Origin of the sequence: Vibrio mexicanus (assembly GCF_001012815.1) — a bacterium.
Lineage (GTDB): Bacteria > Pseudomonadota > Gammaproteobacteria > Enterobacterales > Vibrionaceae > Vibrio > Vibrio mexicanus.
This window is the reverse complement of sequence record NZ_JYJP01000015.1, coordinates 12236-25806: the sequence shown is the minus strand read 5'-3', so window position 1 is coordinate 25806 and position 13571 is coordinate 12236. Positions and strand designations below refer to the sequence as shown.

The window sequence follows — 13571 nt, the reverse complement described above, 5'->3', positions numbered from 1 at the left end:
CCTAAACACAAAAAACGCTTCCCATTTGGAAGCGTTTTTTTATTGCTATTTACAAGCTAAACCCGAAGCTATTTTTCTTCAGTTTTGCTAGTACCGCACTTACTCGAAAGTTGATGCGTCTCCATGTCGTATTGTTCTTTAATCGCATCTTTCACTGTACCGCCCCAGACTGGCACACCAACGAAGTAACTCGTTCTTGCCAAGATATGAGCCGCAATCGGCGCTGTTACGATAATGAAAACAATCACAACTATTGAGCGAATAACGATTGACGTGTCTTCCCAAAATACAATTGAGAATGCAATCACTATCAAACCAATGCCTAGAGCACCTGCTTTACTGGTCGCATGCATACGAGTTAGAAAATCAGGCATACGATTCAAGCCAATGCTAGCAAGTAACATCAAGAATGCGCCCATAAGTGCAAAGAACCCTACTACAAAATCAATCATCGTTTCGAATTCCTCGTTTCTCTAAATAACTTGAAAAACCGACTGCCGCTAGGAATGACGTAAGCGCTAACACAATGGCTACATCAATAATCTTAGGTTGGTTATAAGCCGCCCCGTAAAGCACAACCATACCGACAGTAATAGACGCCATCAACTCTAACGCGACAACGCGATCTGGGAGCGATGGACCTTTAAGTAATCGAATCGATGCCAGCAATAGGGCTAACACCATCATACCAAAACTTATCTGATAGACCGTTTCAATCATAACTCTTAACCCAAAATATCAATAACCATGGCTTCTAATCGCTTAAGCTCTGCGATATGAAGCTGTTCATCTTCAAAGTACATCAAGTGCACATATAAGACTTTTTTATCTGTCGAAACATCAAGCGCAAGAGAGCCTGGCGTCGCTGTAATTAGGTTCGAAAACACGGTAATGCCACCGTCTGTTTTCAAGTCTAAAGGGACACCAATCACGGCTGGTTTCATCAAATGTGTTGGCGTAATAACGTCGTATGCGACACGTGCGTTTGCCTTAATCAGGTCCCAAATGAAGAACAATACGAAGTTAACTAGCTTAGGTAACTTGCCAAAGTACTTCGAGAACAATGGGCGATCACGCAGTACATAAGCCAATACCATATAACTTAAAATCATACCGCCAAGCAGGTTCGCTAGAGTATATGAGCCTGACAACACCACCCATGCCAATGCCAGAAGTACGTTCCAACCAAATGCTTTCATACTAGTTGCCTCCTAACACAGCTTGAATGTACTGCTGAGGATCGAGGATCTGTTCAGCGGCCATAGAGCAAGATTCACAAACCATTCAGCATTGATACCGATAGTTACTGTGATACCCGCCATTAGGATAATCGGAAGATACAAGCACAAGCGCTCTGAATCAGACAATGGTGGTAGCGTTTCTGCTTCTTCAGGAAGTTTCTTCCAGAAAGCCTCTGCCCAAATCTTAATCATGGAGTACATAGTCAATAGGCCAACTGCAAGTGACGCAATCACACCAATCCACTCTTTCGCTTCAATACCCGCTTTAATAACCACAAACTTAGCGAAGAAACCTGACAACGGTGGAATACCTGCCAGTGACATCGCCGGAATAGCAAACAAGATGGCTAAGAACGGCGCTGACTTATACAAACCACCCAAACGCGACAAATCATAGGTTCCGTGCAAGCGATGCATAACACCGCCAATTAAGAACAAGTTTGTCTTCACCACGATATGGTGGAACAGATAGAACACGCCACCTAGAATCGCAAGCGGTGTAAATAGAGCAAGGCCCAAAATCATGTAACCAATCTGGCTCACAATGTGGAATGACAGAATACGTCTAACTTCGAACTGAGCTGCGGCTCCGAGTACGCCAGTCACCATGGTAAAAATACCCATCCACATTAATAGCGTACTGTGCGTGAAACCAATATCACCAATGAAGATGACACTGAACACGCGATATAGTGCGTATACGCCTACTTTCGTCAGTAGACCAGCAAATACCGCAGAAATAGCGACAGGTGGCGTGTGGTAAGACGCAGGTAGCCAGAAGAACAACGGGAAAGCTGCTGCTTTAATACCAAACGCTACAAGGAACAACAGTGAAATGACAGTAACCACTTCAGGACTGTCTGACATCGCCAACTTCTGGCCAAGGTCAGCCATGTTCAACGTTCCTGCGTAGGCATACAAAAGGCCAATCGCACTTAAGAACAGAGCTGAGGACAGTAAGTTAAGCGTGACATACTTCAGTGCACCTTCCATCTGGCTGCGCTCACCACCAAGGATAAGCAAGCCAAATGACGCAACTAGCATGATCTCAAACCATACGTATAGGTTAAAGATATCGCCGGTTAGGAATGAACCAATGACACCTGCAAGCATTAGGTGAAGTAATGGGTAAAAACCGAACTTCTCATGCTCTTTGGTCATTGTCGCTAACGCGTAGATAGAGATACAAAACGCAACAACCGCTGACACTGTCACCATAATAACGGCAAGTAGATCGGCAACCAGCGAGATACCGAAAGGGGCATCCCACCCACCAAGGGTGATCACCTGAATACCATCGTTATAAACAGTCGTAAACAGAGTACCTGCTGCTACAAGCAACGCGAAGTTTGAGAAAACACTGATCCAGCGTTGCAGAGTTTGATGCTTCCATAACACCATCGAAATGGCGGCAGCAAGCATCGGGATCAGTACTGGCATTAATAGCATCATAATTGTGAATCTGTACTCTTCATTTCGTTCATGTCGTCTTTACCAATCACTTTGTAAGCGCGTTTGATCAAAACAACAGCAAAAGCCAAAACACCAAAACTAATAACAATCGCGGTGAGGATAAGCGCCTGTGGCAATGGATCCGCAATCGTACCAACTGGACCTGTCATACCTTCTTCAATCAAAGGTGCACCACCTCTTACAAGGCCGCCGCCGGTGAAGATAAGTAAATTCGATGCATTCGAAAGAATCATTAAACCTATCACTAGCTTAACGACACTTCGACGAAGCATCATGTAAAGCGCTGCTGCATAAAGAGCACCGATTACAAAAGCAAACAAAGTTGTCATTTAATCCTCCAACTGTGCTAGTGAAAGAAGCAAGGTCGTTACCATTCCAATAACCACCAGATACACACCAATATCGAAAATCAACGGTGTGCTTATCTTCAGCTCTCCTAGCCCCGGCAAGGTTGGGTACCACCACACAGCACTTAGGAATGCACCTTTATATACAACGCCAATGAAGCCGCTCAAAATAGCGATAATCAAACCGCCTCCCATTAAGTAGGAGCTATCAACGCCAATAACTTTACGTGTTTGTTCTGTATCGAACGCAAACAAATAAAGGGCAAAGCCGCTGGAAGCCACAAGACCTGCGATAAAACCACCGCCCGGCTCATCATGCCCGCGTAACAGAAGGAACACAGAGAATAACAACAGCATCGGTAGCAAGAAGCGTGCGATAACTTGAAGAATGATTGAAGTACCTGTCTTGTTCATTACTTTTCCTTCTTCGTTCTAAGCATTGCAGTGACACCAATCGCAGCAAGCGACAGTACGAAGAGTTCACCTAATGTATCTAAAGCACGATAGTCAACGAGGATGACGTTCACTATGTTGCGGCCTTTCGCAATTGGGTAGCTGTTCTCTATGAGGTATTCACTAATACCGCCCGGCATTGCAAAGTGCACTGCGGTCAAGAGTAGTGTTGCCATCATGGCACCAAATGATACGGCCACAATACAGTCCCGCCAGCGTACGTCCGATGAAGACAGCTTTTGGAACTTAGGCAATTTAAACAGCACAAGAACCAGCATGATAACGGTCAACGTCTCAATCAGTACCTGAGTAATAGCCAAGTCTGGCGCACTGAAGAACACGTAGATAAGTGCCATTGAGAAACCAAGCGCACCGAGTGCAGCTACCGCGCCTAAACGCAAAGGAGTAATACACGCGTATGTGATGACAGCCACAATCAGAATAGATAAGCCGATGTCTTTTAGCGTCACATCAGAGAAATCAATCTCCCAATGGAAACCCACTTTGGTAAACATGGTATAGCCAACCAGAACAATCGTGGTTACAAAGATTGTTAGGATGTAATTCGCCATATAGCCGTTTTGCAACTTCGCTGTCGACCACTTCGCAAACTTAAGCATGTTGTCCATGAATACGAAGTAACCACGCTCAGGTCCGTAATCCAGCATTGGTTTCACTTTTGAAGCTTTCGCTCCTAAAGAATCCCACTTCTTAAACAGCAAGTAACCCAACGCTAACGCCGTCAAACTCATAATGAGCGGCACATTCACACCATGCCATAGAGCCAAATCAATATCCGAAACATCATAACCCGACACCGCGTTGGCCGCCGAAGTCACTAATGGGGAAACTAAGCTTGGGATCAAACCAAAGATAAGACCGACAACCGATAAGATAGTGAAACCAAGGCGCATCCCCATTGGGGCTTCATGTGCGTCTTTTGGTGTTTGCTTTTTCTCTCCCCAGAAAGGTTTGATCACTAGCAAACAAGCACAAGCAACAATGAAGATGGAAGTCAGCAGCGCCATTAATGCAAGAACCGGTGCCCAAAGACTGGTTAGAACGCCTGCAAGCATCAACTCTTTACCGATAAAGCCAAACAGTGGTGGAACACCTGCTAGGGCCAATGCAGCCAAAGACATAAATGCAGCGGTATACGGCATCGCTTTGCGAAGGCCACCCAGCTCACGTACATCTTTCGTACCAGTTTCATGGTCTATAGTACCTGCCGCCATGAACAACGCACCTTTGTATAAGGCATGCCCTAGAAGGAAAACCACCGCCGCTACTAATGCAGCTTCAGTGCCGATACCTATAAGCATGGTGAGCGTGCCCAAAGCCATGATGGTTGAGTACGCAAGATTTTCTTAAGATCCGTACTCGACACCGCCATCGCGGCACCAAGAAGCATAGTAATCGCACCAGCTCCGGTAAGAAGCAGGGTCCAAGTCTCATGGCCAGCATGGTAGGTTGCAAACGCGCCATTAGATAGACGCCCGCTTTAACCATGGTTGCAGAGTGAAGGTAAGAACTCACTGGCGTTGGGGCTGCCATAGCATTAGGCAACCAAAAGTGGAACGGGAACTGCGCCGACTTGGTGAAAGTACCACCAAGAACAGCGAGCATCATCACTGTGAAAAGCGCGTGAGTTTGAAGGTCTGTACCCTGAGCCAAGATCTCATGAACTTCATAGGTTCCAGCAATCGCGCCAAGCATGATGATACCGGCAAGTAGTGCTAGTCCACCGCCGACTGTGACAAACAGACCTTGCAACGCCGATTTACGTGAAGACTCTTTCTCGTGGTAATAACCGATGAGCATGTAAGAAGTAATACTGGTCAGTTCCCAGAATACGAACATCGCCATTAAGTTACTTGAAAGTACAACACCCAGCATCGCACTCATGAAAGCCATCAAATACATCAGCAGTTTACGCTGATCTGGCTTGTACGCTAAATAGCTGCCAGCATAGATAATGACGAAAAAGCCAATGCCTGAAATGAGCAATGCGAACATCAAACTTAAGCCGTCTAACCAAAAATTCAGAGTAATCCCTAAACTTGGCACCCACTCATAACTAATGAGCTGCGGCCCCTGCCCTGTAATAGCAGGGAGGAAAGTCATGAAATAGACAAACAATGCTGCTGGCAAAATCGCAAGCAACTTACTGGTTCGTTCCCCAAAATTACGAAACAGCCAAGGGACAAACGCCGCTAGGATAAACCCCGACAGGACAGCGATGAGCATTTAAACTAGCCTCCACAGACTTTTATAAAACTTTAACATTTATAGGACTTTACCAAACAACTATTACAAATGATAACCGACTTTCATTCGATATATCAATTCACTAACATTGAAGCAAAATATGCAAGGGAACGAGTCTATGGAAAAGGTGAAGGTAAGAATATTCGCTTGTGATGAGGAGATCTTTCGGAATTTCCGATCTAAATGAGACTTCTGTACGGGAAAACTATCATCAATTGTTCAATCAGATGTAAGCTTTCGAACTAAACTCAAAACAAAAACGTAAAAATAACTATTAATAACAGACGGTTACAGGATGAAATTAAACGAGTTTTAATTCTCTAAACTGAATTTGAGAGTAATACAGTACGATACAAAAAGCCCACAAACATTGCTGCTTGTGGGCGGAAAACTTAGTTCATTACAACTTTAGGCTTAGGCAAAGTTATCGCTAATAAACTGTAACCGAGAATTGCGGATGCCGTTGAGCCCATCAATATACCCAATCTGGCATAGGTATCGAGCACTTCATGCTCAAAGCCAAACGCCAAGGAAGAGATGAATATAGACATGGTAAAGCCAATGCCGCACAAGATAGACACGGCGAAGATATGTCGCATGCCAACACTATGCGGCATTCGCGCCCACTTCATCTTCACAGCTACCCAGCTAAATAACATGATGCCGATTGGTTTACCCACTAACAACCCAAACGCAATGCCCATTGGTAGCGCTGAAGTTAAACCGCTAATCGAAACGTTGTTAAGAGCAATACCTGCATTTGCCAACGCGAACAGCGGTAAGATGCCAAAGGACACGTACGGGTGTAACCAATGCTCAAGCGTCTTTAAAGGCGACTCGTTAGGCTTGTCGCCCTTGATTGGGATGGCAAAGCCAATCACTACACCAGCAAGTGTTGCGTGAACGCCCGATTTCAATACTGCAAACCACAAAACAAGTCCTACAAGAAGGTATAAAGAAAGGTGAGTAACTTTTTTCGCGTTGAGAGTAAATAGAATCGCTGTACAAAGGAAACCAAGAATCAAAGCCATGATTGAAAGATCTTGGGTATAGAACAGAGCAATAATGATAACGGCGCCAAGATCATCGATGATAGCAACGCAAGTAGGAACACTTTCAGGCTGACAGGCACACGGTTACCAAGCAATGCCATGATGCCAAGCGCAAATGCAATGTCGGTTGCCGCAGGGATAGCCCAGCCAGCTAACGCTTCTGGGTTATTAATATTGAAGAAAACGTAGATAAGAGCTGGAACCACCATGCCCCCACAGCAGCAATTGCTGGGAACATAGCTGTCTCTTTCGATTTTAATGCACCTTCTACTAGCTCTCGTTTTACTTCAAGACCAATCAGCAGAAAGAAAATTGCCATGAGGCCGTCATTTATCCAGTGGGATAACGACATCCCCAACACGTACGTGTGTAAAAATCCCTGATAATATTCATTAAGCCCGGAATTTGCGACAGACATTGCAACGATTGAAGCAATGATAAGAAGTATTCCGCTCGATGACTCCATTTTTAGAAAGTCACGTAATAACTTGCCCATTTTTATTGGCCTTAGTTCTATTTCAATTATGGATGATAAGAAATTTATATCAGTGAAAACAGGTTAAGCTCGACACTTAATACCTATTTATGGCGAACTCACCATCTGTATCCACCAATTGCGCCATTTTAACCAATTTGTGATATCTAAACAGTAAAAAAAGCGAACAATAACTAAGGAATTCCCGAACATTCGTTATCAGTCACAATATTCAATTGTTCAAAAAAACATGGTTAAACTTACTAAACACAACGTGCTGCATATCAGTAATTATGACAAGTATAGGTCATGTATCTTATTCTTACGGTTAGATTTTTTATCATTCGTCACACTCTGAAAAATTTTTTCAACCCGGCTATTTCGACCAAACTTCCTATTCAAAAATAGTGCATTTTCAGCATTTCGAAATAAAGTTTTACAAACTGCGCTTTAAATTGAACCAGTAAATGTTATAGGACTTAATTTTAAGTTATCAGATAGTTAGAGACAGAAAAAAGCCCACTAATAATAGTGGGCTCTGTCGTTAGAATTAGATTAGAAAGCGCTATGAAATCAGCGTAAAGGAAACAGGTTCCATCAATAACCTGTTAACTGCATAAATCCACTTGAATAATGCGATCCGCTCACACTTATTGGGCCTTCCCAATAAGGGACGATAAATGGAAGCCACACATTAGGGTTATCCACATTGGTGACTACATCTACGCCATATTCTGGGATTGAAATATGCCAACTCAACGGAATCCGTTTACCGTTCTTCATGATTGTTAGCTTTCTAGGAGTTATCGTCATATCATCGCCATCTAGGCGTATCACTTTACCGTCGTCAGTGGCGAGCATGCCAAAAACATAAGGCATCTGATTTTTGTGGCGATACTGATTAAGCGAGACCGTTGTATTGCCATCAAGAGGGAACACGAACCAATCCCAACCAATCTGGCCCTCTGCCATCAAGCCACTGCCCCACTCCTTACTCATCCATGCCTTACCCAATACTTTAATCGGTCTACCATTTTCAAGCGTTAGCACACCTGACACATCAAGAAATGGCGCTGTAATGTTGAATGAAGCCACAGGCAACAAATCATGCTTAATTTGGTATCCTTTATCCCCTGGAAGCGCAAAGGGGCCCTTAGCAACCGTATTTAAAGAAACATTGAACGTATCTGTTTTCGCCTCTAAGCTGCCGGGGAAAGGCGTCACGCCCAATGAACGCCAAGTCCAGTTATCGATCCAAATCCTAAAGGGTTTATCGGTCATACCTGCTTGGCCAATACCACCACGAGCAATTCGCTGCTCTCGCCAGACATTATCTTTGCTAGAAACGACAACGTGAGATACGTAGATTTGAGGACTCTGCCAACCTGCCGTATCCTTGTCATCGTTTGCGATGCGGAAGTAACTCCACTGAATACCATAGTTTTGGCCATCTTCCCCTACAACGTTGGCGAAATAATGCCACCACTCGTGCTGAAAAGACGCATGAAACTGAAAGTCTTTAGGAATCACCACAGGTTGATCGGGTAGTACGGGCTCAAATACTTTCTTAGGGACGGAACCTAGCATGTAGGTAACATCGTGACCTTCACTCTCTGTTGCACCAAAAAAGTTAGACTCGTAAACCACCCACGCACAGAAAAAGAGCAGCAAAACTGACGCCCATCGCCTGAGCTTGTTGAATACTTCGAACTTCTTGTTCATCTATAGTGCGTCTCTTAAGATCTTCATCGGTGTTTTTCGTATCATTCTAAAGACTGGAATCGCGCCGGCAATCATCAAAGCAATCATTGTAATCGCAATACTGAACATATAATCAGCAGGATTGAACTTAAGTTCCAACGTCCAACCAAAAGACTGTTTAATCACAATATCGACGACTAAACTCGCTAATGTCAGTCCTAACGGCATCGCAATAACAATCGCGATAGCGCCGAAGACAAACAGCTGCAAGCCACCCATAACAATCAATTCACGACCTGACATGCCCAAGCAACGAAGCAATGAGACATGCTTCTGCCTTGATACTTCACCAGCGACAGTGGCGAAGAAGATACCAAATACCGCAATAATCAAGGTGATATTTCCGAGCTTATCGGCGATCGAGAAGGTTCGGTCAAACACTCGCATTGCTTGCTGATGGATAGAGCTATTGTCGTAGATTCTCTCTGAACCCAATCGATACGTAGATTCGAGCCTACGCTTCAAGCCTTCAGCATTGATTCCTTCTTGAAGCAACACGCCAAGTCCAACATTACCGGTACCAGAAAACGCATGACGCCAATTTTGATGTGATAACAGCACTTGATTATATGGATTGCCATAATCGAAATACACGCCCACCACCTGCCATCCAAGTCCGAGGTCGCCATATAAATTAATAAAGTCGCCAGGTCGTATTCCCAGCTTTAACGCCATTGACTCACTGACCATCACCCCTTTTGAGTTATGTAAGTGATACCAATATTGCGGAATACCAAGCTTGATCGTCAGAGAGTCTAGCTCTCCTTCGGATGCGCCAGTGCTGACCACTTGTAGTGAGCCTTTCGGCGTCATCACTTCGCGCTCCCAACGCCACCATACTTCGTCCACTTCTGGTTGCTTGATCAACCAATCACTCATTTTGGTCGCCGCACTCGTATTCGGATAGATATACAGGTCAGCAGCAAGGCGCTGTGTTAACCAGCGATCTGTGGTATCTCTGAAACTTCCGACCATGGTTTCTATGCCTATATTAGCGGCCATCGACACCATAAACGCCATCATAGCAACGCCACGATAGCTCATGCTTGTGGCGGCATCGGCAAAGAACCATCGTACTTTCACCCAGCGCATTGAATAAGAGAAACTTGTGAACAACTTCCAGATGAAGTAAGGCGTGAACAAGGCCGCACTTAGTAGCATTAACGCTATAATGGCAAAACCAGACGATTGGGTCTGTGGAGCCTGATAGATGGCAATCGCTGCCACACAGAAAGCACACGCAAGGCCTGCTTGCAATGAGAACTCAATGCCGGTGAATCGGGCAATAGACAAACGAGTCGTCAAGCGAATGGGTTGTGAACGAAGCAATCGAACCAAAGGCCATGAACAGGCGAGCAATGCACCCAATACCGTCATATATAAGCTGTAGAGACTGGCTTCCCAATGCCAATCAATCGAAAGTCCAACGTTCGCATCGTATAAGTCACCCAAACTTGATGACACTGAAGGTATCAACTGATTGGCGAGAACAAGTCCCAGCACATTGCCACATAGCCAACTTGCTAATATCAGTACCGACAGCTCCAGCATCATCGCCTTAGTGAGCTGCCAAGATGAGACGCCCGTTTGTCTTAAAGCCCCAACCAATGGCTGACGTTGGGTCATGGAAAGAGACATGGCTTGATAGAAGATAAATAAGCCCACTAAGAACGCAAGTAACCCCATTGCGTTCAAGTTCATGTGGAAGGCTTTTGTGAGAGACTCTAATTCGAGACGTGAACTACGAACGAGCTTCATACCATTCGGCAATGAGTCTTTGAGCTTTGCCAATTTCTCTTGCGGCATTTCAGAACACGCGACCACTGAGATGCCCGACGATTTATTCAGCATTCTTAACAGCGACATGTCTGCAAGAATTCGCGAACCATTAATTCTGTCTTGGGTATCAATGAGAATAGGCCCGAGCTGACTGCCGTCACGAAGTGTAATGAAATCTCCATCACCCCAACTCATATGAGTCGCAAGTTCATCGCTGACCAAAATCGGGAATGGTGGCCGCATGAGCTGTAGCGCAGGAATGTCGTTAAGAAGCACGCCCGATGTCATATTCAGCATGGCCACTGGGTCAATTCCGACGATCACAAAGTCTTGGCCGGAAGCGGCGGAGACTCGCATACTCTCAAATGGTGCACACTGATGAAAGCCATCGCGTCTTAGCTGAATATAGAACCCTTGTGGGATTCGGTTAGATTCGTGCTTTGAACGAATACGATAAGGAAGAGGATTGGAAAAAAGCTTCTCACCATGCGCGTAACTTTCACGTGCATGATGATTAATAGAAGAAACGCCAACTAATAGAGAGACACCCAACGTAAGGCCAAGCCATACGAGAAGAATTTGAAAAGGATAACGGCGGTAATGACCAAGTAGCGCTTTAACTACGGGCCATAACATGCAGTTGCCCTCCTTGAAGTCTTACCTTACCTTCCATGTGATCAGCCACTTTCTCACTGTGAGTCACCAACAATAATGTACACTCAAGTTGGCGAGTTAGTGTGGTAAGCAAACGCATCACTGCCTCTGCATTGCGCTCATCCAAACTACCGGTTGGCTCATCGGCCAAGAGAAGTTTCGGTTCCATATAGAGCGCACGGGCGATGGCCGCACGTTGCTGTTGACCACCCGAGACCTCTTCTGGGTAGCGGCCCAACAAAGGCATTAAATCAAGTGCAGATAGGATTTGACGCCACAAACCCTGATCATCTGGTAACCCCTTCAATTGACGACAAAAACGAATATTATCGGCAACGTTTAGAGTTGGAAGAAGGTTAAACTGCTGAAAAATAAGGCCAATATTGTTGCGTCGGTACGCGGTACGTACGCTTTCAGGTACGTCATGCATAGAAAAGCTTGGGAAAGTGACTTCGCCGGAGTCTACGGTATCAAGCCCCGCGATCAGGTTAAGCAATGTACTCTTACCTGAACCACTTTCCCCCATGAGAGCAATTTGTTCACCTTGCTTTAGAGACAATTCAGCACCTTGTAGAACGGGGTGAAATTCACCTCCATCAACGTAGCCTTTACAAAGCTCTTTAAGCAGTAACATTCACACTCTCACCTTTGTCATAAATTGGACTGTGAATCTACACTAATTCCCCGTTAGGAGGAAGCGTTTTGACACACAGATCACAAGATATGTATTGATTTGCATAAATTGGCCGTATTACGTCTAATTTTCAATCAAATTCCGCATCCACTTCTTGCTTTTTACTCGATGAAGAGACCCAAACCACTTCACTAGTTCTTCGACTAAGAACAGCAAGAAAATCCACTCAGGTTCAAATCCAAGTCCGATGGCTGCGAATGCCGCAAGTGGAATGCTTATAAGCCATTGCGCGATAAGGTCTTGATATAGACAGAACTTAACATCACCTCCAGCACGTAAAACTCCCATGATCGCCATCATCGGCACTGATTTCAAAACCATTCCGATACTAACTATCACAATAAATTTCTCTGACAGCTCACGGGTTTCTGGTGTTAACGCAGTGAATAACCCCAATACCAATTCGTACGAAAGATACAGACCAATTGCCACTACAACGCTCACAATAACGTTGAGCAGGATCATCCCTATGGCTTGATAGTAAATTTCGTCGTATTTCTTTGCGCCAAGTTGGTTGCCTGTCAACACACCAGCGGCACTGGATAAGCCGATCATCAATGCCAATGTGATCGATTCAATGGGCGTCATCACTGATAACGCAGCCAAACCTTGAACTCCCGTTTGGCCCATAATTGCATGATAAACAAATAGCCCCCTGCCCACGCTAAGAAGTTAAACGTGGTAGGTAGAGAGAGTTTGAGGAAACGTGAAATCTTATCCCAGTCAATAATTGAGCGAATATCTTCAACACCAAACGCGAGCAGATGTTTTTTCCCATATAGATACCCATAAAGGAAAAGCACTTCGATAAAGCCACTAATGACCGTTGCGATTGCCGCCCCTTTAATCCCCATTTCTGGAAAACCGAACTTACCAAAAATGAGCACCCAATTAAGGAAGATATTGGCAACAATACCGACACCGCTAAATAAAGTACTGATGCCGGGTTTGTGCATTGCGCGAAGCCCGACAAGCATGCTGGCAACACAAGCAACGGTAAACATACTCACGGAAGTAATCACCAAATAATCACTACCCAGTTTATTTACTTGAGCATCATCAGTTGTGAGCGCCATGATTTGTTCAGGGAAAAAAATGAAAAGCACGACGGTTAGTGCTGCAAACGCCATAGAGACAAACCAGGTTAACGCAGTACTTTCCCGTACGCCCTTACGATCAGCCGCTCCCCAATACTGGCTGTCAATAGCGCGCCACCCGTTGTCACACCCACCAGCATAATGGTCGTCACAAATGTAGCACGCGCAGCAACACCCACCGCTGCGATTTCGGCTTCACCTAACTGACCAAGCATAAGAACATCCACCAGCCCACGGCTAGAAAACATAATGTTCTGCAATGCGATTGGTAAAGCAA

At 44.9% G+C, this 13571-nt stretch carries 11 protein-coding genes and 3 pseudogenes; all 14 read right to left on the bottom strand.

Translation table 11 applies throughout. The annotated features are described in order from the left end of the window. Window positions 1–68: 68 nt before the first annotated feature. Entirely contained in the window at window positions 69–452 is a 384-nt protein-coding gene (gene mnhG, locus UA76_RS02085; protein ID WP_047042538.1) for a monovalent cation/H(+) antiporter subunit G, read from the bottom strand. After that, window positions 445–720, bottom strand: a complete 276-nt coding sequence (locus UA76_RS02080) for an MrpF/PhaF family protein (protein ID WP_047042536.1) — start codon at window positions 718–720, stop codon at window positions 445–447. The genes mnhG and UA76_RS02080 overlap by 8 nt, the downstream gene beginning before the upstream one ends. Before the next feature lie 5 nt (window positions 721–725). Further along, complete coding sequence (locus UA76_RS02075; RefSeq protein ID WP_047042535.1) at window positions 726–1199, bottom strand: Na+/H+ antiporter subunit E; 474 nt, start codon at window positions 1197–1199, stop codon at window positions 726–728. A gap of 1 nt (window position 1200) precedes the next feature. Then, window positions 1201–2693 (bottom strand): annotated as a pseudogene (locus tag UA76_RS02070) (Na+/H+ antiporter subunit D). Then, window positions 2690–3043 carry a Na+/H+ antiporter subunit C gene (locus tag UA76_RS02065; RefSeq protein ID WP_047042533.1) on the bottom strand — a complete coding sequence of 118 codons (354 nt, stop codon included), beginning with the start codon at window positions 3041–3043 and terminating at the stop codon, window positions 2690–2692. Before UA76_RS02065 ends, UA76_RS02070 begins: the two are co-directional and overlap by 4 nt. Then, window positions 3044–3475: a Na+/H+ antiporter subunit B gene (locus UA76_RS02060; protein WP_047042531.1), complete on the bottom strand. Its 432-nt coding sequence runs from the start codon at window positions 3473–3475 to the stop codon at window positions 3044–3046. It abuts the gene before it with no gap. Beyond that, window positions 3475–4836, bottom strand: coding sequence for a hydrogen gas-evolving membrane-bound hydrogenase subunit E (gene mbhE, locus UA76_RS25110; protein WP_272945996.1), 1362 nt, complete (start codon window positions 4834–4836; stop codon window positions 3475–3477). The genes UA76_RS02060 and mbhE overlap by 1 nt, the downstream gene beginning before the upstream one ends. Further along, a complete protein-coding gene (locus UA76_RS24295; protein ID WP_272945995.1) occupies window positions 4814–5761 on the bottom strand; it encodes a proton-conducting transporter transmembrane domain-containing protein in 948 nt (315 codons plus the stop codon). The genes mbhE and UA76_RS24295 overlap by 23 nt, the downstream gene beginning before the upstream one ends. 413 nt (window positions 5762–6174) lie before the next feature. Further along, window positions 6175–7252, bottom strand: a pseudogene (nhaA, locus tag UA76_RS02050) (Na+/H+ antiporter NhaA). Window positions 7253–7906: 654 nt separating this feature from the next. After that, on the bottom strand, window positions 7907–9031 hold the full coding sequence (locus UA76_RS02045; protein ID WP_047042529.1) for a lipocalin-like domain-containing protein: 1125 nt from the start codon (window positions 9029–9031) through the stop codon (window positions 7907–7909). After that, on the bottom strand, window positions 9032–11485 hold the full coding sequence (locus UA76_RS02040) for an ABC transporter permease (protein ID WP_047042528.1): 2454 nt from the start codon (window positions 11483–11485) through the stop codon (window positions 9032–9034). It lies immediately after the preceding gene. Then, on the bottom strand, window positions 11466–12137 hold the full coding sequence (locus UA76_RS02035) for an ABC transporter ATP-binding protein (protein WP_047042526.1): 672 nt from the start codon (window positions 12135–12137) through the stop codon (window positions 11466–11468). Before UA76_RS02035 ends, UA76_RS02040 begins: the two co-directional genes overlap by 20 nt. Window positions 12138–12260: 123 nt before the next feature. Further along, window positions 12261–12803 (bottom strand): MATE family efflux transporter, encoded by a 543-nt coding sequence (locus UA76_RS24290; protein ID WP_238322140.1) that lies wholly within the window; start codon window positions 12801–12803, stop codon window positions 12261–12263. Beyond that, window positions 12785–13509 (bottom strand): annotated as a pseudogene (locus tag UA76_RS24285) (MATE family efflux transporter). The gene UA76_RS24290 and the pseudogene UA76_RS24285 overlap by 19 nt, the downstream one beginning before the upstream one ends. Between the last annotated feature and the right edge of the window lie 62 nt (window positions 13510–13571).

Excerpts from the sequence above, each read along its gene's own strand:
- mnhG (WP_047042538.1), bottom strand. The coding sequence starts at position 452 with ATGATTGATTTTGTAGTAGGGTTCTTTGCACTTATGGGCGCATTCTTG.
- UA76_RS02080 (WP_047042536.1), bottom strand. The coding sequence starts at position 720 with ATGATTGAAACGGTCTATCAGATAAGTTTTGGTATGATGGTGTTAGCC.
- UA76_RS02075 (WP_047042535.1), bottom strand. The coding sequence starts at position 1,199 with ATGAAAGCATTTGGTTGGAACGTACTTCTGGCATTGGCATGGGTGGTG.
- UA76_RS02065 (WP_047042533.1), bottom strand. The coding sequence starts at position 3,043 with ATGACAACTTTGTTTGCTTTTGTAATCGGTGCTCTTTATGCAGCAGCG.
- UA76_RS02060 (WP_047042531.1), bottom strand. The coding sequence starts at position 3,475 with ATGAACAAGACAGGTACTTCAATCATTCTTCAAGTTATCGCACGCTTC.
- mbhE (WP_272945996.1), bottom strand. The coding sequence starts at position 4,836 with ATGCTTATAGGTATCGGCACTGAAGCTGCATTAGTAGCGGCGGTGGTT.
- UA76_RS24295 (WP_272945995.1), bottom strand. The coding sequence starts at position 5,761 with ATGCTCATCGCTGTCCTGTCGGGGTTTATCCTAGCGGCGTTTGTCCCT.
- UA76_RS02045 (WP_047042529.1), bottom strand. The coding sequence starts at position 9,031 with ATGAACAAGAAGTTCGAAGTATTCAACAAGCTCAGGCGATGGGCGTCA.
- UA76_RS02040 (WP_047042528.1), bottom strand. The coding sequence starts at position 11,485 with ATGTTATGGCCCGTAGTTAAAGCGCTACTTGGTCATTACCGCCGTTAT.
- UA76_RS02035 (WP_047042526.1), bottom strand. The coding sequence starts at position 12,137 with ATGTTACTGCTTAAAGAGCTTTGTAAAGGCTACGTTGATGGAGGTGAA.